Origin of the sequence: Pedobacter anseongensis, from assembly GCF_037482965.1 — a bacterium.
GTDB classification, from domain to species: Bacteria; Bacteroidota; Bacteroidia; order Sphingobacteriales; family Sphingobacteriaceae; genus Pedobacter; species Pedobacter anseongensis.
In genome coordinates this window covers 112,799-135,069 of the sequence record NZ_JBBHKB010000001.1, presented here as the reverse complement: position 1 = coordinate 135,069, position 22,271 = coordinate 112,799, and the positions used below count along the sequence as shown (strand labels likewise).

Sequence of the window (22,271 nt, the reverse complement as noted above, 5' to 3'; positions counted from 1 at the left end):
ACATTATTTTTTTACGATCACAAAAACGTCTTCGTTGTCTTTTTTCATGAAGTACTTTTCTCGCGCAAATTTTTCTACCATATTTAAATTACTGTCGAGTTCATTAAGATCTTTTTTAACAGCAGCAGTTTGCTCAACGTAGAACTCTTTCTCTTGTTTCAGTTTACTCACCTTTGTGCTGTAACCATATTGAGAAACCATATCGTTTTTATCGAAAAACAACATCCACACCGCAAAAATAATAATCGCTAAAAAATATTTATTCTTTAGGAGATTTAATAAGTGTTTCATAACGGCGTTTTAAGATACTTTGACAAACTTCTAAAGTTTGTCAAAGTTTTCGGTGTTTACAAATTAGTTTTTCAACTTGTTAACAGTACATTATTTCTTGGCGTATTTGAAATTTTTGCCGATAAAACGTGCTGCATTTCCCAACTCTTCTTCTATACGTAACAATTGATTGTATTTTGCTATCCTATCAGAACGAGAAGCCGATCCGGTTTTTATTTGACCACAGTTTAACGCAACTGCCAAATCTGCAATGGTCGTATCTTCAGTTTCACCACTACGGTGGCTCATTACCGAAGTATAACCATTGGTTTGGGCCAAACTTACTGCATTAATCGTTTCAGTTAATGAACCAATTTGATTAACTTTTACTAAAATCGAATTAGCAGTATGGGTATCTATTCCGGTTTGCAAACGTTTTACATTGGTTACAAATAAATCGTCGCCCACTAATTGAACTTTGTTGCCAATTTTTTCAGTTAATGTTTTCCATCCAGCCCAATCGTTCTCGTCCATGCCGTCTTCAATGGAAATGATTGGATATTTTACAGATAGTTCTGCTAAATACTGCGCTTGTTCTTCGCTAGAGCGAATGGCGCCTTTATCGCCTTCAAATTTAGTATAATCGTATTTTCCATCTTTATAAAACTCAGATGAAGCACAATCTAAAGCTAAATAGATATCTGAACCTGGTTTGTATCCTGCTTTTTCGATTGCTTTTAACACGGTTTCAATGGCATCTTCTGTGCCTTCAAAAGTAGGAGCAAAACCACCCTCATCGCCAACCGCAGTTGATAAACCTCTACTGTGTAAAATTGCTTTTAAGTTATGGAACACTTCAGTTCCCCAGCGTAAGGCCTCGGAGAAAGAAGGAGCGCCAACTGGCATAATCATAAACTCTTGGAAAGCAATTGGTGCATCAGAGTGTGATCCGCCATTGATGATATTCATCATTGGAATAGGAAGCGTATTTGCATTTACGCCACCAATGTAACGGTATAAAGGCTGCCTGCTTTCTTGTGCGGCCGCTTTAGCAACCGCTAATGAAACGCCCAATATTGCATTTGCACCTAATTTTCCTTTATTTTCTGTACCATCAAGATCAATCATTAACTGATCGATTAAATTTTGCTCAAACACATCAACACCCTGCAAAGCCTTGGCAATAGTTGTATTTACGTTCTCTACAGCCTTTAATACACCCTTTCCCATATAGGTTTTTTTGTCGCCGTCGCGAAGCTCTACTGCTTCGTGTTGACCAGTGCTTGCTCCAGATGGAACAGCCGCACGACCTAAATTGCCATTTTCTGTGATTACTTCAACCTCTATTGTTGGATTACCTCTCGAATCGAGGATCTGCCTTGCATGCACATCGATTATTAAACTCATTTTATTTTGGTTTTGATTAAAAATTACCCTTAGTGTAAAAAGTACAATTAGCTAGGGGTTTTCCAAAGTTAAAATAATTTTTAAATTATAAGGAGATATGTTGCTTTTTTTTAATGCATACGTTCCTGTTTTTGTTTAGCTTCCATCCACCAGATTAGCTCTTTAATGAAATTAGATGCTTTTCTTTTCGTCGTTTCAGGATCACTAGGTTGTCCGGTTTCATCGAACATTTTGTCGACTGTGGGGATGGGAAACATTGCTGGGATCACTAAAGCTCCAATCTTCCATAAACTAAATTGCAGCGAAGTAATTACCTGTGTGCCTCCAAACCCTCCTTCAGAAACAGTGCTAATGGCAATGGGCTTCCTTTTCCACTCTGTGTAAAGCAAATCAATTACATTTTTTAAACTTGCCGGATAACCGCCATTGTATTCCGGAGTTACAATTATAATGCCATCAGCCGCAGTAATTTTCTTTGTAAAATCTAACACTTCTTCTGTTGGATTGGGGATAAGTCTCAATCGTTCTTCAAAAATCGGAAAATTGTAATGAGCGAGGTCAATAATATTAACTTCTGCCAAATTGTTTTCTTCTAAGTAATTTTTTAGAAATAAGGCAACTCGGTGACTTTTTCGGCCCAGTCTAACGCTTGAGGAAAGGATACTGATTGTATTCATATTGGAATTTATAGGATAATAGGATTTTAATGTTAACCGTTATGCAATATAATCCTAAAATCCTAAAATCCTGGCATTCTAGGCTATTCCCATTTAAAGGTTTTAACCGCAATGCCATAAATCACGATTCCCCAAATAAGTATAATCAACATCTGATGTTTAACATCCCATAAACCTGCCCCTTCGAAGGCAACTTTTCGCATTGCATCGTTTAAATAAGTTAGGGGTAATGCTCTGCTTATGGGCTGAAGCCAAGTTGGAAAGGCATCGATGCTAAAAAAGGTGCCAGATAATAGAAATTGAGGCAAAGTGATAATATTCGAAATAGGGGGGATTGTACTTTCACTTTTTGCGATACCGGAAACTACGAAACCAAAGCCCATGAAGACGATAACGCCCATGGTTGCTAAAATAAGCATATTTGCTACAGTCGTAAACCCATTTACCAAGGTAAAATTAAAACAAAAATGCCCAATTAGGATAATAAATAGGGCACCCAATAAGGCGAAGCCAATTCTAGCAATCCCTTCACCTAAAACAATGCTCGAACGTTTTACAGGGGTAGCAAAGAAACGTTTAATCACCAGATTTTGGCGTAAGCTAAAGAAAACGAAAGCAGTACCAAAAACCCCTGTACTCAATAGGGAAAACCCAAGCTGACCAGGTAATATAAAGTCGATCGTGCGATATAATCGCCCATTTACCATACTGGATCTAATTTCTGTAACCGTTGGTTTAATGTTTTGTGTGTTCAGATTGTAGCTAAGTTCATTAAGGATAGATTTTAAGATATTTCCTTTATCTAATGATGCTGAAGTGTATTTAACCGTTGTGAAATAAGCCGGTACCCCATTTTTATTTTTTTCGACCGTAATTAAAGCATCGTAATTTCCTTTTTCTAAGTTTTTGTTAATGTTGTCGAAATTATCATTTTTTGTTAACCGAATAATTGGCATTTTCTCAAGAGACGCAACGATAGGATTTTGCAAATCGGAATTAGGTGCGATAGCGACGTCCAATTTAGTGCCTCCCCCTCCTAAAAAACCAAATACCAAAATAAATATTAAGGGGAACGCTAAAGTAAAAACTACTGCAGAGGGACTGCGCATAATTGATCTGAAACTTGCTTTAGCCAGTGCTAGTGTTGCTTTGGTGTGACTGTATGGTGTTTGCATTTTTATTTGCGTTGAAAAGTGTTAAGGGTGAAAAGTTTGAATGTTTAGGTGATTAGCCTATCCTTCGCGCCATTCTTTTCCTGTTAAATTGATGAATACATCCTCTAGATTTGCCTTCTTTACCTCTTTTTTTCGTTCAAAACCACCTGCAAGTAAATTATCAATTAATTTATCAGGTGTGTCCAAAGCAATAATTTGCCCACGTTCTACAAAAGCAACGCGATCGCATAATTGTTCAGCTTCGTCCATATAATGTGTGGTAAGCACAACTGTTGTCCCATTGCCACGTATTTCGGTAATTAAATCCCATAAATTTCTACGTGCTTGAGGGTCGAGCCCCGTAGTAGGTTCGTCTAAGAAGATAATTTTTGGCGAATTAATTAAAGTAGTCGCAATAGAAAAGCGCTGTTTTTGTCCGCCCGATAAAGCTTTATATTTTGCTTTTGCTTTATCTTGCAAATTTACCTTTTCGAGCATTTCCATAGGCTTTACTTCAACGCCGTATAACCCGGAGAAAAGCTCTAATAATTCTACTAAATTCAGATTAGGGTAATACCCTGCTGCTTGTAATTGAACCCCAATAATGCGTTTTATAGCACTAGAATCATGGTCGATAGAAAAGCCGTCTACCGTTACTTCTCCTGAAGTTTTTTGTCGGAGTGTTTCAATAATTTCTAAGGTTGTGGTTTTTCCTGCGCCATTCGGGCCTAATAAACCAAATATCTCATTTTCATACACATCAAAGCTTAGGCCTTGCACGGCCTTAAAATCATCGTAGTTTTTTACTAGATTTTTTACACTTATGATTACATTACTATTCTTCATGCCCTAAATGTAAGAAGGTTTAGCGCAATAGAAAATCAATTTTAGCTAAATGGCAGTAAAATGTCGATAAACTGTCGAAATTTAGCGATGAACCGGACTAGGATTAATACGATTACAATATTATAAAATTACCAAACAAGGTCGCCTTTAACTAAATTAACAAAATCATCGAATAGGTAACGCGAGTCGTGCGGCCCAGGAGAAGATTCAGGGTGATATTGAACTGAAAAAGCTTTTTTTCCTTTTACGCGAATTCCTTCAATAGAATTGTCGTTTAAGTTAACATGTGTTATTTCAACTTTATCAGATTTCCTTACTTCTTCAGGAATAACACCAAAACCATGATTTTGCGAGGTTACCTCACAATGGTTTTTAATGATATTTTTGACAGGGTGATTCAACCCTCTGTGACCGTTAAACATTTTCATGGTACCAATACCATTTGCTTCTGCTAATAACTGATGCCCTAGGCAAATTCCAAATAATGGCTTATCTGCGTTGAGAATAGATTTAACCGTTTCGATAGCGTAAGGCATAGCTGCTGGATCACCAGGGCCATTTGAAATAAAATACCCATTTGCTCCCCATTTATCCATTTCTTCGAATGTAGTTTTAGCTGGATAAACTTTTACGTAAATGTCTCTATCGTCGAAGTTTTTTAAGATATTTTTCTTAATCCCTAAATCCAATGCGGCAATTTTGTAATTGGCATCAGGGTTACCATAATAATAAGGGGTGGTAGTAGATACTTGAGAAGAAAGCTCTAATCCATCCATTGCTGGAACTTCTGCTAATTTCTTTTTTAATTCTTGCAGATCTGTAATTTCTGAAGAAATAATAGCGTTCATAGCTCCTTTATTTCTGATGTGACGTACCAATGCACGAGTGTCGATTTCAGAAATGCCAACAATGTTTTCGTTCTGAAAATTATCTTGTATAGATTCGGTTGCTTCTTTTCTGCTATAAATGATGTTGTAATTTTTACAAACCAAACCTGCAATTTTTATAGACTCCGATTCGACTTCTTCTTTATGCATCCCATAATTACCAATATGAGCATTGGTAGTTACCATAATTTGTCCAAAATAAGAAGGGTCTGTAAATACTTCTTGATAGCCCGTCATCCCAGTATTGAAACAAATTTCGCCTGTTGTGGTTCCGATTTTTCCAGCCGCTTTGCCATAAAAAACGGTGCCGTCGGCCAATAACAAAATTGCAGGTAACTTGGTGTAGTTAGTCATGTGTTGTACGATAAAAATTTAGTGTAAATACTCTTTTCTCAGGGCTGAATAAATTCAATAAAAAATGGAAATTCTTGACGGTTTGACCGTTTTGATTGGGAGAAAAGTAAATCTGATTGAACTCATTCATTTCAGGATACAAAGGTAGTTTTTTCGAAGAATAAAACCTAATTTTGTTTTCAAATCATAGACCATGTCTGTAAATAAGGAAATAAAACGAGTAACCACCCACATCTTACAAGAGATGAAGCAGCGTGGGGAAAAAATTGCAATGTTAACGGCTTACGATTATTCGATGGCTACCATTTTGGATGACGCTGGCTTAGATGTTTTATTGGTAGGCGATTCGGCCTCTAATGTAATGGCAGGTCACGAAACTACCTTGCCCATTACCTTAGATCAAATGATTTATCATGCTCAAGGCGTAGTTCGAGGGGCAAATCGTGCTTTTGTGGTGGTCGATTTGCCTTTTGGTTCGTACCAAGGAAATTCTAAAGAAGCACTAAATTCTGCTATTCGTATTATGAAAGAATCTGGTGCTCATGGTGTTAAGCTGGAGGGAGGAGCAGAAGTAGCCGAATCCGTTCAACGTATTATTACAGCAGGTATCCCTGTAATGGGCCATTTAGGTTTAACACCTCAATCTATCTATAAATTTGGTACCTATACGGTTAGGGCAAAAGATGAGGAAGAAGCGAATAAGTTAAAAACAGATATAATTGCTTTACAAGAAGCAGGTTGCTTTGCTGTGGTTTTAGAGAAAATTCCAGCAAAATTAGCCAAGGAAGTTACAGCAAGTATACATATCCCAACCATAGGTATTGGGGCAGGACCCGATTGTGATGGACAGGTTTTAGTTGTGAATGACATGATTGGGTTAACCAAGGGTTTCAAGCCTCGTTTTTTGCGCCAATATATTAATTTATACGATGGGATATTAGCTGCAGCAAAAGACTACATCACCGATGTAAAGGCAAATGATTTTCCTAATGAAAAGGAGCAGTATTAATTAGCAGATTAGTTAATTAGCTAATTTGCAAATTTACCAATCAACCAATTTATCGATGCCAATAACCGAAACAGACATCTTATACGAAGACAATCACCTAATTGCCGTTAATAAACGATCTGGAGACATTGTGCAAATTGATGAAACGGGCGATGAGCCTTTAGATGAGCAGGTGAAAAAGTACATCGCAGTAAAATACAAAAAGCCAAATGGTGCTTTTTTAGGGGTAGTTCATCGATTAGATAGGCCAGTTAGTGGAGTAATTCTTTTTGCGAAAACCAGTAAGGCCCTAGAACGGATGAATGCTATTTTTAAAAACCGAGAGGTTCGTAAAACCTATTTTGCGGTTGTTCGGCATAAACCTGCTTTGCCCGAAGGAAAGTTGGTACATTGGTTAATTAAAAATCCTCAAAAAAATGTAGTAACTGCATTTAATAAGGAAATGGTTGGAAGTCAGCGGTCTGAACTCGACTATAAATTGATAGGGGAATTGGGAGGTTTTTATTTATTGCAAGTTAATCCCTTAACGGGCAGATCACATCAAATACGGGTTCAACTTTCTACAATGAACTGTCCAATTGTGGGTGATAATAAATATGGCTATCCACGCGGGAGTAAAAAAGGAAGCATTTGTCTGCACGCCAGGAGATTGGAATTTATCCATCCTGTTCAGAAAGAGCCGATTACTATTTTTGCCCCCTTGCCAGTAGATGGTTTTTGGGAAAGATTTGAAAATTTTTAATTGCAAAGCTACAACACATTATTTCTACGAATTTTAGTATTTTTACAAAAAAAAATCAGGAAGTGTATCGTTATGATGATTTTAATCGTTTACGGTGCAGTTTATTGATTTATCAACCAAAAAAAACAGATTTAAATAAATGAAACCGCCATGATTTTCAAAATCACAAAGTGGAATGATTAAGTCATGGCAGCTTCATTGCAAATGAAAACAAAATTTAAACAAATGAAACCGCCATGATTTTCAAATCAAAAAGTGGAATGATTAAGTCATGGCAGCTTCATTACAAATGAAAACAAAATTTAAACAAATGAAAACAGTATTATTTTCACTAGTAGCAGTGAGCTTACTTGCTACAACACTAATTTCTTGCCAGAGTAATCAAAAAGGTACAGCAGAGGGCGGCGATGATACAACAACTACAACAAAGGCAACTTCAGCCTCAACTACAACTAAACCGTCAGGGCCTTCAATTGCTGCAACAGGGAGCCCAATATTAGACGTTTCACCAGCTATAAAGGTAAAAGCGCCACAATTTTCGAATGAGGATGTAAATGCAGGCTTTGCTAAGTTTGAACCTTTAAAGGAAGAATATAGTAAAGCCATAGCCAGTAACGATGCAGCAAAAATCAAAGAGGTAACTGCAAAATACAATGCATGGGTACTGGAGGCTTCCAAATGGGGAAGTAAATTGCCAAGTAGTGAGAATCAAATCTATATTGACCACTATACTACATTAACGACCCAGTGGGATAAATTATCGTTAAAAGTAAAAAAATAGACTACAGGTCAACACCTTGACAAATTATATAACTTTTCAAGGTGTTGACCGTTTTTACCTCAGTTACAATTAACTTTTGTAAATTCAATAGCATTTCCAAATTTTAAGTCTGATAATGCTTTAAAAACTGTTTTTCCGTCTTTTTCAATTACATCGCCAAAACCTTCAAGTAATTTTCCGTCTTTTTTAAGAAAGGCTACTTGTCTTGTCGACTGCATTCCTTCAGAATCAAAGGAATAATCAGCAATTAAAGTGTCGCCTCTCATTTCGCCTTTAATAACACCGTTATTACTATCTTTTTCAAAGAGTTGATAATTTAGCTGTCCCGTTACAATAGTGCCACTACTGATTAACATTAGCGAAGCCGTATCGTTGTTTTTTGTATACCTATAACACGTTTGTTCTGTTGGGATCTTCGTGTTTGATTCTTCGTTTTTTTGGGATTGCTGATTGTTTTGGCAGGCCATAAAGAAGATTGCTGCGAGTATGAAGAAATAATGCGGTAATTTCATCTGTTTATAATTTTTGTTTTAGTGGCAAAATTTTCTTTCCCATGATGATTTAACAATGGACGGTTCGTGTAAGAAAACAAAAAAATAGGATAGATGTTTTGCACTTTTTTACCAAACATAAGTTCCAGCAGCGCCCCCAGGTAAACTCGTTGTTACGATTTTTCCATTGTGCTTAATGTTAAACAGCTGAGTATCCGAACTGGTATTCATTACAATCAATACACGTTTGCCATCAGGTGTCTTAAAGGCAACGTTACTTAGCGTGCCAACAACATTTGAACCAATGCGAACCGACCCTGGGCGAACAAACTTAGATGCATGACCGATTACGTAATAAGCAACATTTCTACTTACGGCAGGTGCGACTGTAATTGCACCTAAACAAGTGGTACATCCTCCATCTGGGGTATGTGGGTTATAGTTTGCATCTGCTGCCAAGTTCCATTCAAGCACATTTCTACTCCAATTTCTAGTGGCACCAATAATTAAGGTAGAAATGTGCCATTTTAAATCCTCCGCGAAATTACCTGGTCCACCTACCCATTGCTCGGTAAAATAGACGTGTTTACTTGGATAAGCATCATGCACGGTAGATAATGCAGAAATTTTTCCTCCGTATAAGTGAAAAGCCGAACCATCTACATAAGGATTTGCTTCAGCATCTGCTAAAATAGACATAGGGTAATCTGGTCTATCGGCATTATGATCGTACACGATAATTTTTGTAGCAATGCCAGCAGCTTTAAAAGCGGGTCCTAATGCTGTTTTTATAAAAATGGCCTGATCTGCTGCTTCCATGTACATACTTGGCGTATTGCCAGGGTGTAAGGGTTCATTCTGAATGGTAATGGCATCAATGGGTATTCCTTGCGCTTTCATTGCCTGAATGTATTTTACGAAGTATTTTGCATACGATTGATAATATTCAGGCAATAAGCTCCCGCCTTTGTAGGCTTTATTCGTTTTCATCCAAGTTGGGGCCGTCCACGGTGAACCCAAAATTTTAAGGGATGGATTTATGGCTAAAATTTTCTTTAAAACAGGAACTAAATCGGTCATTTCTGCAGCTAGAGAGAAATTATCCTGATTGATGTCGGTTTGTCCTGTAGGTCTTTCGTTATAGGTAAAAACATTTGCGCTTAAATCGGATGCACCTATGCTTATGCGTAAATAACTTACCCCAATTGCGTCGCCTTTTGTAGAAAAAAGTTCATTAATTAGCGCATCCTTTTCAACTGCACCTAAGTTATTTATCAATGTCGCACTACCCCCAGTTAACGTATAGCCAAATCCATCGATAGTTTGAAAAACTTGGCTTTCATCAACCTCTATTGTAGTATTGCCATTTATTATTGACGAAAAATTCAGCGTTACATTTTGTTTTTCTAAAAGGGCTGATCGATCTCCAGTAGTTAACCAAAAGCTAACATCGCTAGCTAAAACAGGCGCTACAACCGGAGGAGTTGAAGTTGAAGGATCGGCTGTAGTTCCTTTTTTACATGCACAAGAAATCGAAAGTACCGCAACGGCATAGAAAATTAGTTTCATTTTATTGTTCGTAGTTAAATTTGATACGTTTATCGGCCAGTTGAATAGAAAATTTACCAGGCTCAGTTATCCATTTACCATCGGGATTTACGTAAGCAATGTTTTCGGGCTTTATTTTAAAATTAACTGTTTTTGTTTCACCCACTTTTAAGTCGATTTTTTCAAAACCTCGCAATCTTTTGGCATCAGGGCTTATTGTACTTGCTACCAAATCAGAAATATATAGCAATACCGCTTCTTTTCCGGCAAATTTCCCCGTGTTGGTTACCTCTACGCTAATGGTTAATGTTTCACCCTTTTTTAAGGTCGTGCTGCTTAACTTTATATCGCCATACTTAAAAGTGGTATAGCTTAATCCATGTCCAAATAGGTATTGTGGATTATAATCAGCATTATAATTATATACCCCTTCTGTAGTTTCTCTTGCTTCCGAAGGTTTATGATAGTAGGTAAATAACGCATTCGGAAATTGAGGATAGGTATAGGGTAAGCGACCCGAAGGATTTACATCGCCATATAAAATATCTGCCAATGCATTACCGCCAAAATTGCCTGGTAAATAGGTTTGTACAACCGCACTCATTTTGTTTTCAAATTTGCTAATAATTCTTGGGCGCCCTTCGTTTAAGATTAAAATAATTGTTTTTCCGGTAGCCGCAAGTTTTTGTGCTAGTTCGGTTTGTAAATCACTTAAATAAAGATCACTCAAATTGCCTGGTGTTTCGGTGTAAGAATTTTCGCCCAAACACAGAAGCACCACATCAACATTTTTAGCAGCTGCAACTGCTTCTTCCATTTTATCGGCATATTCTTCCCAATACTTACCGTTCATTTTATAGCTCACTCCTGGTACGTAGTTTACATTTTCTTTGCCTATTTTATTTTGAATAGCCTCTACTATGGTGTTGTACTGACCAGCAAATTCCTCCACTTTTTCGCCTTGCCACGAATACGTCCACGCCCCATTTAGCGTTCTCATCGAATTTGCATTAGGACCCGTTATTAAGATTTTTGATGATTTTGTGAGGGGTAACACATGATTAGTGTTCTTTAATAAAGTGATCGATTCTGCTGCGGTATTTTGAGCCGCTTGTTCAAAAGCCTTACTTCCAAATTCAGGATAATCTTTACTATTTGTTGTGGGATGATCAAATAGGTCGAGTTCAAATTTCACGTTTAAAATCCTTCTTACTGCATCATCAATACGCGCTTGCTTTACTTTTCCTTCTTTAACCAAGGCAATTAAATTATCGCAAAATGGTTCGTAGTTGTAAGCAATCATACTCATGTCTATTCCTGCATTAATGGCAATCATTACCGCCTCTTTATTGTCTTTGGCCACGTGATCACGCTTTTCTAGGTTTTCTATATCTCCCCAATCGGTAACCACTAAACCTTTAAACCCAAGTTCTTCTTTTAAAAGTTTAGTTAATATTTTGTAGTTTGAGTGTACAGGAACGCCATTAATTAATCCAGAATTAATCATAATGGTCTTCGCGCCAGCTTCAATTGCGGCCTTAAACGATGGTAAATGATATTCTTTTAAAGCCTGGTCAGAAATCACTGCTGGCGTTCTGTCTTTTCCAGAAACGGGAACTTGATAGCCTAAAAAATGTTTTATTGAAGAGGCCACTTTAAACGGATTAGCCACATCATTTTTTTCGCCTTCAAAGCCTTTTACCATCTGTACCCCCATTTGTGTAACTAAATAAGGATCTTCCCCAAAACTTTCCCACTGACGAGGGAAACGAGGGTCGGCACCTAAATCTAATAGGGGTGAAAATGCCCAAGGAATAGAACTTGCACGGGTTTCGTAAGCAGTAATTTCGGCACCTTTACGGACTAAAGCGCGGTTAAATGTTGCAGCTTGACCAATTTGTTGAGGAAACATCGTTGCTCCAGCAGTATAGGTTTCGCCATGAATGGCATCAATGCCATATAAAACGGGAATGCCATTTTTATTTTGGGTCATCGCTGTTTGCTGAATCTTGCTTATAATGTCGAACCAAACTTGAGGTGTTCTGGCTCTGTTGTTAGAGGTATTTAATACAGATCCTAATTTGTATTGAACCAACGCCTTGTGCATTTCTTTTTCATCTAGCGAGAAGGGTTCATCGCTCGAAAAACGATCTTTTCCTTTGCCAATAACATCGAGTGTTACCTGTGCCATCTGACCAACTTTTTCTTCAAGTGTCATTTTGGAAAGCAATTCATTAACTTTTTGTTGTATAGGGGAGAGTTTTGGTTTTTGCTGTGCAGAAATTTGGAAGCTCGTAAAAATAAGCAATAGCGCAAGGCTATAGTTTCTAGTGTTCATGATCAATTAAGTATTTGGGTTTTAGAATCCCTAAAATACTTTGATTTTGTCTTAAAATCTAACGTTGATGGAAATTTTCTTATTTATAATTATTTGATTTTTAATTGATTATATGTTTTTTGATACGCTTAATTCGCAAGCGTAATACCCTGTTAAGTGTTGATAATGAGCTGCTAAGCATTTTTACGTAGTGAAATTGAAATGCAGATGTAATCCGAATAAGTAACAGCCGTTTGTTGTGGTAAAATGCAGGTGTTTTTTTAAAAAAATTAAACCAAATGTTTAGTGTTTTTAAAATTTATGCGCTATAAAATTGTCTCCTCCTCCATATTTCGTTTAACTTATTTTCTTTAATAGGTTTTCTTTAATACCATTTTCCCATTCCTCTTTTAAAATGCTAAGTATAATACTATCTCTACGGGTGCCATCGGGTTTTAAACCATGGTTCCGTAAAATGCCCTCCACTTTACAACCAATACTTTTCATGGCCGCAATGCTTCGTTCATTTGCATTATCTGCACGAAACTCTACCCTTTCCATATTCATTTTTTCGAAAGCATATTCGAGTAAAAGCAATTTGCAGTGTTTATTTAATCCGGTACCCTGAAACTCACTTCCATACCAAGTAAAACCCAATTGTAAACTCTGATTAGTTAATTGAATATCATAGAAACGAGTACTACCAGCATACTTGTTTTTTAACTTATCGAACACAATAAAAGGATATTCTTTTTTTTCTTCCCTAGATTTTAGTGCGATGTCGATGTATTTTTTTAAATTATCTTCCCCATCTGCTCGAATTAATGAATATTTCCAGATGGCGGGTTCGTTTAGCGAAAAATAAAGCAAATTTTCTACATCTGGTGATGCTAAAGGACGGAGTAAGACACGTTGGTTTTCTAACGTGATATCGTTTGAAAATTCAAAAAGAGACATTTAAGGTTTTTTTATATGAATACAATAAATATAAGATAATCAATTTAGAAATGATTTCTTGTGACCAAGTTTTTTTTATAGCAAATGATGTAATAGTGATAAAACAAGAGGTAACAAAAACGAGGTCATTGAAATGGGATCTCGTGTTAAATTGAGGTTAATTTAAAATCTTTCTAAATTAGCCTAAATTACAGCCTAATGACAGTGATATGGATGTGCGTTGTTACTTTTGTTACGCAAAAAATAACAGGCTGTACCGATTTTGGAATATTTAAAGATTATTGCATTTACGCATAAACAAATTGACCTAAAAGCATTAGGGAAGTTGGTAATATGTGATCAAACGCTAGATGATAGGTTGAGGAATATACAATCTAAGTTAAATATTAAGGAAATATTTTACGTGGGTACCTGCAATCGTGTCGAATTTGTTTTTACATCTGCTGATGAGGTTGATAAGGCATTTATCACCCAGTTTTTAACTGTTTTAGATATGGGGTTGCCCCAAGAATATATGGAGCAGTTTGTAGAAAATGTTTCTACGTATGAAAAGACAGCGGCCTTTAATCACTTGTTGCGTACTTCATGCTCATTAGAGAGCCTGGTGGTAGGGGAGAAAGAGATTTTAGCTCAAGTTCGCAAGGCTTATGAAGCGTGTAGGATTGCGGGTTTTACTGGCGATTATATGCGAATGATTATGAATCGTGTTGTTAAAACAGCCAAGGAAGTATACACCCATACCAATATTTCAAAAAATCCGGTTTCTATCGTTTCTTTAGCCTATCGTAAACTTAGGCAGTTAAATATGAGTCCCAATTCCCGCTTATTGATTATAGGTGCAGGGGAAACGAATAAAAATATTGCTCAATATTTAAAAAAACATAAATACGCAAATTTTTCTATTTTTAACAGAACCTTAGAAAAGGGCGAATGTTTAGCCAAAGAGCTAAATGGTAAAGCGTATCCATTAGCAGATTTAGCCACCTATAACAAGGGATTTGACGTAATCATTACTTGTACCGGAGCAATCGATCCTATTCTTACTGAAGAAGTTTATGCTAAATTATTAAACGGAGAAACTGGTAAAAAGGTAATCGTTGATTTGGCTATTCCAAACGATACTGCCATCGAGGTGATACAAAATTTCCCTGTTCATTATATCGAAGTGGAGACCTTGAAAGAGATTGCTCGAAAAAATATTCAAGAACGCTACGACGAGCTTATCAATGCCGAGCATATTATCGATGCCAACATCAAAGATTTTGAACTGGTATTGCGTCAACGTAAAATAGAAATCGCGATGAGCGATGTCCCTAAAAAAATAAAAGAGATTAGGCATACGGCCATTAATGGTGTTTTTGCCGATGAGATTAACACATTGGACGAGAATTCTAGAGCAGTTTTGGAGCGGGTGATGGATTATATGGAAAAGAAATGCATTAGTGTGCCTATGGTAATGGCGAAGGAGATCTTGGTTAAAAACAGCTAAACTCTTGGATTTGAGTAGTGAGATATGAGATTTGAGACAGATCGCAATAGCTATATCGTTGCTTTGCGCACTTTGCGTCCTTTGCAGTTAAAAAAGTCGATGTCCAATTAAAAAAAGATTAAATTTGCTGAAAAAACTAGAACAAGGTGAAAAGACTAATTATCGGTACACGCGGAAGCGATTTGGCATTATGGCAAGCTAACTATACTAAAGATAGGCTAGCCGAAATTGGAGTTGATGCAGAATTAAAAATCATAAAAACGCAGGGCGATAAAATATTAAATCTTCGCCTTGATAAATTAGAAGGTAAAGGCTTTTTTACTAAAGAGTTAGAAGAAGAATTGTTGAATGGGAGTATTGATATTGCGGTTCATTCGCATAAAGATTTACCAACAACAAATCCCCAGGGATTAATTATTGCTGCCGTTAGTGAACGCGAAGACCCTTCAGAGCTTTTGCTAATTCTTAAAGATTGTGTAGATGTAAGTCAGAAATTATCCTTAAAAATAGGCGCAATGGTAGGTACATCATCTAATCGACGAAAAGCACAGTTGCTTGCTTTGCGTGCCGATTTAAACATCGAAGATCTTCGTGGTAATGTACCTACACGCATTCAAAAGTTACGCGATGAAGATTATGACGCCATTTTGCTTGCCAAAGCAGGTGTAAATCGGTTGAATATCGATTTATCTGAATTTCATGTCGAAGTGGTCGATACGACAGCGCTTGTTCCGGCACCGGCGCAAGGGGCACTAGCTTTTCAAATTCGCGAAAACGATAATGAATTGTTTAACGTTTTACAACAAATTAATCATCAGGCAACTGCCGATGAAATAGCAGTAGAACGTAAAGTGTTAAATTTATTTGAAGGGGGGTGCCACATGCCACTGGGCTGTTATTGCAAAAAGGAAAATGGACTTTTCGAGGTGTGGACATCGAAGGCCGAAACGGATGAAGATTTTCCGGATCGATTATTTTTAAGGGCTTCGGATACAGAAGGTTTGGCCGAGAAAATAGTTGAGAAGTTTAGCAAAGAACGGAAAATGCCAGCTAAAGTTTTCATTTCTAGAGAAATTGGCGAGCATAGTTATTTTAGAAAAGCTTTGGCTAAGCATGAAATAGAAATAGACGGAAGATCACTAATTCGTACCTTTCCTATTGTAAATATTTTAGACCCTTTTTATTTAAAGAATATTGATTGGATTTTCTTTAGCAGCAGAAATGGTGTGGAATATTTTTTTAAATTAAATCCAGTTTTAGCGAAAAAAGTAAAATTCGGCGTAGTTGGAAGGGGTTCTGAAGATACACTTCGAAAATTTGGTCACCTGGCCGATTTTGTTGGCGAAAGTGGAGATATTACTGAAGTTGCGGAAGAATTTGCAAAGTTGGTTACGGAACAAACGGTTTTATTCCCAAGAGCACAAGATTCGCTTTTGAGTATCCAGAAGTCATTAAAAACTGATACTAAAGTAGTCGATTTGCCAATCTACGAAACCGTAGTGGCCGATAATATTGATGGAACGGGAGCAGAAATTTTAATTTTTACCAGTCCATCGAACGTGGATGCTTATTTTGCAGAAAATTTATTGGAACCTGAGCAAAAAGTTATCGCCATTGGCAATTCCACCGGCAAAAAATTTGAAGAAATGGGCGTAAAATATACCTTGCCCTACTCACCAGACGAAATAGGATTGGCGGAAGCGGTATTTGGAATATAAAAGTTGTGAGTTGTGAGTTGCGGGTTGCAAGTCATGATTCATAACGTTGAGTTTAATAGAGGGTTTTAGACCCGCAACACACAACCCGCAACTTGTAACATTATGCAGAGACCTCGTAGGTTAAGAAAAAATCCAGTTGTAAGAGAGATGATTGCCGAAACGCGATTAGCTAAAGATATGTTTATCTATCCGTATTTTGTAGTGCCAGGGTCGGGTGTAACGAAAGCAATTGATGCAATGCCAGGTATAAATCATTTCTCTACAGATAACTTAATAAAAGATGTAGAAAAGGGATTAAAATTAGGCGTAAATAAAATTATGCTTTTTGGTGTAGGTGATGAAAAAAGTGAAGATGCACGTTCGGCATATGATCCGAATTCTTTGGTGCCTGTAGCGGTGAGCGCACTTAAGAAAAATTTTGGTGATGATTTATATATTGTAACTGATGTTTGTGTGTGTTCATATACTACCCATGGCCATTGTGGGATTATGAAAGATAACTATATCCAAAACGATTTATCGGTAGCATTAATTGCGAAAATGGCTTTAAATCATGCCGAGGCGGGGGCAGATATGTTGGCACCTTCTGATATGATGGATGGAAGGGTGGCTGCCATAAGAACACAACTGGATGCGAATAATTTTGTAAATACGGCTATCATGTCGCACGCTACAAAATTCGCCTCTGCTTATTATGGTCCGTTTAGAGAGGCGGCAGACTGTGCTCCTAATAAAGGCGACAGAAAGGCTTATCAAATGGATTTTAGAAATGGTAATGAAGCGATAAGAGAGGCCATGCTGGATGAAAGCGAAGGAGCAGATGTGTTAATGGTTAAACCTGCTCTGGCTTATTTGGATGTAATTTCTAACCTGAAACAACATGCAGATTTACCCATCGCATGCTATAATGTTTCGGGGGAGTACTCGATGATTAAAGCTGCGGCACAAAAGGGATGGATTGACGAACAAAAGGTGGTAATGGAGACGATGCATGCCTTTGCAAGAGCAGGAGCAAGTATTATCACTACCTACCATATAAGAGATATTGTAGAGAATAATTGGATGTAAAAGATGCTAGGATCAATAAAAAAAATATTTTCCTCAAATGAATTAGAAATGCCAGTTAATACCAGCAGTAAGCCGGATATTAGTAGGGCAAAATCTGCTGAATTATACGAGAAGTCAAAATCTTTTTTCCCTGGAGGAGTAAATTCTCCGGTTAGGGCGTTTAAATCGGTATATGGTACCCCACTTTTTATCCAAAAAGGGGATGGGTGTATGATTTGGGATGCAGATGGCAATCAATTTATCGATTTTTGTGCAAGTTGGGGTCCATTAATTTTGGGCCATAATAATCCCAAAATAAAGGAAAAAGTAATCGAGGTAATGCAAAATGGGATGAGTTTTGGAGCGCCTACTGCACTCGAAAATGAATTGGCCGAATTAATTATAAAAAACAATAAATACGTAGAAAAAATACGTTTTACCAGCTCAGGAACTGAAGCGGTAATGTCGGCTATTCGCCTTGCTAGAGGATATACTAAACGTGATAAAATTATTAAATTTGAAGGCTGTTATCACGGCCATAGCGATTCACTTTTAGTTAAAGCAGGTTCTGGCTTAGTTACTTTTGGCGAAACTTCATCGGCAGGTGTACCTAAATCTTTTGCTGAAGAAACTATAGTAATTGCTTTAAACGATAAGGATGCAATTACTAAAGCCTTTGCACAATTTAAAGACCAAGTGGCGGCTGTAATTATAGAAGGTATCCCAGCAAATAACGGATTGCTTATACAAGATCAAGACTATATTGAATTTTTACGCACTGCTTGTACCGAGAATGGTGCATTGCTTATTTTCGATGAGGTAATCACTGGTTTTAGGGTGGGCATTGAAGGAGCTGCCGCCTTTTATGGCGTTAAGCCTGATATCTTAACTTACGGTAAAATAATCGGTGGTGGAATGCCAGTAGGTATGTACGGGGCATCAGCAGAAATTATGGGGCATATATCGCCCGATGGCGGTGTTTACCAGGCCGGAACACTTTCTGGTAATCCAGTGGCCATGGCCGCTGGTATTGCAACGTTAACAGAGCTCTTAAAATCTGGATTTTATAAAGATTTATCGGTAAAGACTCAAGAATTTACAGATAGCATTCAACGTTTTGCAACCGCAAGAAACTATAAGTTTAAAGTATTTACTGTAGGTTCTATATTTTGGTTTGCGTTTACAGATGCCGAAAAGATTCAAACTGCCGAAGCAATTGATCCTTCGAGTATGGAGAAATTTAAAATCATGCATAGGGAGTTGTTAAATCGGGGGATTTACCTAGGTCCTTCAGGTTACGAAGTAGGCTTTGTTTCAGCAGCTCATACCAAAATAGAATTGGAAAAGGCAAAAAGAGCTATATTTGATGCTTTAGATTTAGTTTTTAAAAAATAGGGTTTCAACGCTATGTCTAAGCCAAAAAAATGAAAAAATCACTTTTAATCTTCTACTTCCTCCTGCTTTACGCATTGCTCGAAATGTTTTGGTGGGGAACTGTGGTGATTGATCTTGACCCAGCACGTATGGCTATGGTAATGGGAGAAGGTTCTGTTTTTCTCTTTTTATTATGTGTTGGTGCCTATTTTATTCATGCCTCTATTAAAAAGGAGGATAAATTGCATGAAAGGCAACAAAACTTTTTGCTTTCGGTTACCCATGAGTTAAAATCGCCCTTGGCGGCAATTAAACTTTCTTTACAAACTATTGTAAAAAGAGATTTAGAAAAGCAAATGCAACTTTCGCTATTAAATAATTCATTGAAAGATATCGAGCGATTAGACGATTTAGTGGAAAATATGCTGTTGGCCACTAAGATTGAAAGCCGTACCTATTCCTTTCCAAAAGAAGAATTCGATTTCTCTGAATTGGTTACAAAAATTACAGATCGTTTGCAGGTACATTCGTGTGGGAACGAGCAATTAATTAAAACTAACATCCAATCTGGGATTAAAGTGGTGGGCGATCGCTTTGCACTCTCATCTGTTGTCACCAATTTGGTCGAAAATGCAGTTAAATACTCAGGGCCTTGTGCCGAAGTTGCAGTAAACCTCTGTCAAAATGACGGTAAGTGCGTTTTAACCGTTTCTGATAAAGGTCTGGGCATTCCAGACGATGAAAAAATGCTCATTTTCGATAAATTTTATCGTGTTGGGGATGAAAATGTACGTAAATCTAAAGGTACTGGACTTGGCTTGTTTATTGTTAAAGAAGTATTACAAAACCACGACGCTGATATTAGCGTTAAAGATAACGTACCACAAGGTGCAATTTTTGAAGTAACATTTAACTGATATGCCACAAAAATTAAGAATACTCTTGGTTGAAGACGAAGATCATTTGTTGGATGCCATTAAATTAAACCTAGAGTTAGAGGGTTATAAAGTTCATGCCGTTAAAGACGGAAAAACCGCACTCAAAGTTTTCAAGGAAGAACGCTTTAACCTCATTATTTTAGATGTAATGCTGCCAGAAATGGATGGATTTCAAGTTTGTGAAACCATTCGTTTAGAAAATACAGAAGTCCCAATTTTGTTTTTAACGGCTAAAAATACTAGCGAAGATCGTGTAATGGGCCTTAAAAAAGGAGCAGACGATTACTTAGTTAAACCATTTAACTTAGAAGAACTAATTCTTCGTGTAGGGATTTTGGTGAAGCGCAGCTTAAAATCGGATGATCTAAAGGAATTAAATTCATATAAAATTGGTGATAAAACCATTTATTTTAATTCGTTTGAATTAAAGCAAGATGATGGTGTGGTTGTACCTTTAACTAAAAAGGAAACTATGTTGTTAAAATTATTAATCGAGCGTAAAAATGAAGCGGTTTCTCGTGAGCAAATTTTAGAAACCGTTTGGAATTACGATGTATATCCTTCAACAAGAACAATAGATAACTTTATCTTAACCTTCCGTAAATATTTTGAACCGGATCAAAAAAATCCTGTTTATTTTCATTCGATTAGAGGTGTAGGTTATAAATTCACAGATAGTAACGGTTAATGTATAACGCAAAAGGCAGATATGCATTGATGGCGGTTTTTGCTATTTCTGCATTGGTAAGTTTATTTTTTGTACAATATCAGCTGGCAGCAATTGCCGGCTTTCTCTTTGCCTTTGTTTTGTACACCCATTACAAACATAGTTCGGTACTGTTAGCCTCTAAGTATTTTAAAGATGCGGATTACGACAGAGCGGAAAAAATTTTAACAGAAATAGGTAATCCAGATCGCTTGGCAAGAAATAGGAGAGGTTACTACGAATTTATGCGGGCAAATATTGCTTTGCAGCGCGATGATTTTGAAACGGCAGAGTTTCATTTTCAGATTGCAAGCCGTTTCCCGCTGGGTGGAAAAAATGATAAGGCTTTCGTGTTAATTCATCTTGCCAATTTAGCCTTGCGCAAGAAAGATGGGGAACGCGCAAAAGCCTATGTCGAAAAAGCCAAAGAACTAGCAACAAGTTCACGAGCAAAAGAAATTATAAAAATTATAGAGAAAGAAGCAAATGGCTTCGCCTAATATCAGATGAACAACAATTTATTTTTAGACGCTGCATTTTCAAAAGCTACAGAACGCCCACCCGTTTGGATGATGCGCCAAGCCGGCCGTTTTATGCCTCAATACTGGGAAATTAAAAACAAATATTCGTTTTTAGAGATGTGCAAAACTCCAGAAATTGCGGCAGACGTAACGATGTTGCCGGTTGATTTATTGGGAATTGATGCTGCCATCTTATTTTGTGATATCCTAGTAACTGGAGAAGCTATGGGTGGCGATTTAAGTTTTACACAAGGTATAGGGCCAAAATTTGCTAATCCTGTTAGAAATGCTCAAGATATTGACCGTTTGGAGACTGATGTTGTAGATCGCTTGCAATACGTAGCTGATGCGATTAAAGTTATTCAGCAACGTTTAAATGGTGCTATTCCCTTAATTGGTTTTGCTGGAGCACCCTTTACCGTGATGAGTTATTTAGTAGAGGGTGGGTCGTCTAAAGATTTTAAGCTAACTAAATTGTTGATGCATAATCACCCTGAGTTGGCTCATCGCTTGTTAGCAAAAATAGCCACGGTAACTACAGATTATTTGAATTTACAAATTGCTGCGGGTGTAAATGCGGTTCAACTTTTTGACAGTTGGGCCTTATCGCTATCGTGGAATGATTATCAAGAATTTTCTCATCACTATAACCAACAGATTATTGCGGGGTTAAATAGAACAAATATTCCAGTTGTCTCTTTTTGCAAAGGAAGTTCTGTTTTTGCGCCAATTATGGCAGAGGCTAAACCCGATGTAATTTCGGTCGACTGGAATGCGGATTTGTTGAACATTAAAAAGGCTTTGCCAGATGGTATTGCCGTTCAAGGGAATTTAGATCCGCATATTTTGTATGCAGATCAACCTGTAATAAAAAAACACATTTTGCAGTTGTTTGAACGGATGCGTGGTGAGAAAGGTTTTATATTTAACTTAGGTCATGGTATTATGCCTGATATTCCTTTTGATAACGTGAAATACGCGATTGATGTGGTGAAGGAATTTAGGTATTAAATTAAATCATTTTCGTATATTAGCTAA

At 37.1% G+C, this 22,271-nt stretch carries 21 protein-coding genes; 11 read left to right on the top strand and 10 right to left on the bottom strand.

All coding sequences use genetic code 11. From position 1 onward, the window contains the following. Window positions 1-3: 3 nt before the first annotated feature. The 6 genes from WG904_RS00615 to carA all read right to left on the bottom strand — a co-directional run bounded on the left by WG904_RS00615 (window position 4) and on the right by carA (window position 5,595). Window positions 4-291 (bottom strand): FtsB family cell division protein, encoded by a 288-nt coding sequence (locus WG904_RS00615; RefSeq protein WP_339577363.1) that lies wholly within the window; start codon window positions 289-291, stop codon window positions 4-6. 90 nt (window positions 292-381) lie between these two features. Next, window positions 382-1,677 (bottom strand): phosphopyruvate hydratase, encoded by a 1,296-nt coding sequence (eno, locus tag WG904_RS00610; protein WP_339577362.1) that lies wholly within the window; start codon window positions 1,675-1,677, stop codon window positions 382-384. Between the two features lie 110 nt (window positions 1,678-1,787). After that, window positions 1,788-2,354: an NADPH-dependent FMN reductase gene (locus tag WG904_RS00605; protein WP_339577361.1), complete on the bottom strand. Its 567-nt coding sequence runs from the start codon at window positions 2,352-2,354 to the stop codon at window positions 1,788-1,790. Window positions 2,355-2,437: 83 nt separating this feature from the next. Next, the gene (locus tag WG904_RS00600; protein ID WP_339577360.1) at window positions 2,438-3,529 is read right to left on the bottom strand and encodes an ABC transporter permease; all 1,092 of its coding nucleotides are present in this window, start codon (window positions 3,527-3,529) and stop codon (window positions 2,438-2,440) included. A gap of 57 nt (window positions 3,530-3,586) precedes the next feature. Beyond that, on the bottom strand, window positions 3,587-4,354 hold the full coding sequence (locus WG904_RS00595; protein ID WP_339577359.1) for an ABC transporter ATP-binding protein: 768 nt from the start codon (window positions 4,352-4,354) through the stop codon (window positions 3,587-3,589). 128 nt (window positions 4,355-4,482) lie between these two features. Beyond that, complete coding sequence (carA, locus tag WG904_RS00590) at window positions 4,483-5,595, bottom strand: glutamine-hydrolyzing carbamoyl-phosphate synthase small subunit (RefSeq protein ID WP_339577358.1); 1,113 nt, start codon at window positions 5,593-5,595, stop codon at window positions 4,483-4,485. A 193-nt stretch (window positions 5,596-5,788) separates the two neighbouring features. On the opposite strand from carA, the gene panB reads away from it, so the two are divergent. The 3 genes from panB (at window position 5,789) to WG904_RS00575 (ending at window position 8,127) form a co-directional block, all read left to right on the top strand. Then, window positions 5,789-6,604 carry a 3-methyl-2-oxobutanoate hydroxymethyltransferase gene (gene panB, locus WG904_RS00585; protein WP_339577357.1) on the top strand — a complete coding sequence of 272 codons (816 nt, stop codon included), beginning with the start codon at window positions 5,789-5,791 and terminating at the stop codon, window positions 6,602-6,604. Between the two features lie 55 nt (window positions 6,605-6,659). Continuing rightward, entirely contained in the window at window positions 6,660-7,346 is a 687-nt protein-coding gene (locus WG904_RS00580; RefSeq protein ID WP_339577356.1) for an RluA family pseudouridine synthase, read from the top strand. Between the two features lie 310 nt (window positions 7,347-7,656). After that, on the top strand, window positions 7,657-8,127 hold the full coding sequence (locus WG904_RS00575) for a hypothetical protein (protein WP_339577355.1): 471 nt from the start codon (window positions 7,657-7,659) through the stop codon (window positions 8,125-8,127). Between the two features lie 59 nt (window positions 8,128-8,186). On the opposite strand, the gene WG904_RS00570 is transcribed toward WG904_RS00575, so the two are convergent. From WG904_RS00570 to WG904_RS00555, 4 genes are all read right to left on the bottom strand, one after another. After that, window positions 8,187-8,639 (bottom strand): hypothetical protein, encoded by a 453-nt coding sequence (locus tag WG904_RS00570; protein ID WP_339577354.1) that lies wholly within the window; start codon window positions 8,637-8,639, stop codon window positions 8,187-8,189. A 108-nt stretch (window positions 8,640-8,747) separates the two neighbouring features. Beyond that, on the bottom strand, window positions 8,748-10,187 hold the full coding sequence (locus WG904_RS00565; RefSeq protein ID WP_339577353.1) for a glycoside hydrolase family 30 protein: 1,440 nt from the start codon (window positions 10,185-10,187) through the stop codon (window positions 8,748-8,750). Window position 10,188: 1 nt separating this feature from the next. Beyond that, the gene (locus WG904_RS00560; protein ID WP_339577352.1) at window positions 10,189-12,504 is read right to left on the bottom strand and encodes a glycoside hydrolase family 3 N-terminal domain-containing protein; all 2,316 of its coding nucleotides are present in this window, start codon (window positions 12,502-12,504) and stop codon (window positions 10,189-10,191) included. A 336-nt stretch (window positions 12,505-12,840) separates the two neighbouring features. Further along, window positions 12,841-13,440: a GNAT family N-acetyltransferase gene (locus WG904_RS00555; protein WP_339577351.1), complete on the bottom strand. Its 600-nt coding sequence runs from the start codon at window positions 13,438-13,440 to the stop codon at window positions 12,841-12,843. 262 nt (window positions 13,441-13,702) lie between these two features. On the opposite strand from WG904_RS00555, the gene hemA reads away from it, so the two are divergent. The 8 genes from hemA to hemE all read left to right on the top strand — a co-directional run bounded on the left by hemA (window position 13,703) and on the right by hemE (window position 22,244). Then, window positions 13,703-14,929, top strand: coding sequence for a glutamyl-tRNA reductase (gene hemA, locus WG904_RS00550; RefSeq protein WP_339577350.1), 1,227 nt, complete (start codon window positions 13,703-13,705; stop codon window positions 14,927-14,929). A gap of 146 nt (window positions 14,930-15,075) precedes the next feature. After that, window positions 15,076-16,647: a hydroxymethylbilane synthase gene (gene hemC, locus WG904_RS00545; protein WP_339577349.1), complete on the top strand. Its 1,572-nt coding sequence runs from the start codon at window positions 15,076-15,078 to the stop codon at window positions 16,645-16,647. 99 nt (window positions 16,648-16,746) lie between these two features. After that, a complete protein-coding gene (gene hemB, locus WG904_RS00540; RefSeq protein WP_339578600.1) occupies window positions 16,747-17,715 on the top strand; it encodes a porphobilinogen synthase in 969 nt (322 codons plus the stop codon). 3 nt (window positions 17,716-17,718) lie between these two features. After that, window positions 17,719-19,089, top strand: coding sequence for a glutamate-1-semialdehyde 2,1-aminomutase (hemL, locus tag WG904_RS00535; protein ID WP_339577348.1), 1,371 nt, complete (start codon window positions 17,719-17,721; stop codon window positions 19,087-19,089). A gap of 29 nt (window positions 19,090-19,118) precedes the next feature. Beyond that, window positions 19,119-19,985 carry a sensor histidine kinase gene (locus WG904_RS00530; protein ID WP_339577347.1) on the top strand — a complete coding sequence of 289 codons (867 nt, stop codon included), beginning with the start codon at window positions 19,119-19,121 and terminating at the stop codon, window positions 19,983-19,985. A 1-nt stretch (window position 19,986) separates the two neighbouring features. Further along, entirely contained in the window at window positions 19,987-20,694 is a 708-nt protein-coding gene (locus tag WG904_RS00525) for a response regulator transcription factor (protein ID WP_339577346.1), read from the top strand. Then, window positions 20,694-21,212 (top strand): hypothetical protein, encoded by a 519-nt coding sequence (locus WG904_RS00520; protein WP_339577345.1) that lies wholly within the window; start codon window positions 20,694-20,696, stop codon window positions 21,210-21,212. The genes WG904_RS00525 and WG904_RS00520 overlap by 1 nt, the downstream gene beginning before the upstream one ends. A gap of 6 nt (window positions 21,213-21,218) precedes the next feature. Continuing rightward, window positions 21,219-22,244, top strand: a complete 1,026-nt coding sequence (gene hemE / locus WG904_RS00515; protein ID WP_339577344.1) for a uroporphyrinogen decarboxylase — start codon at window positions 21,219-21,221, stop codon at window positions 22,242-22,244. Window positions 22,245-22,271 lie beyond the last annotated feature (27 nt).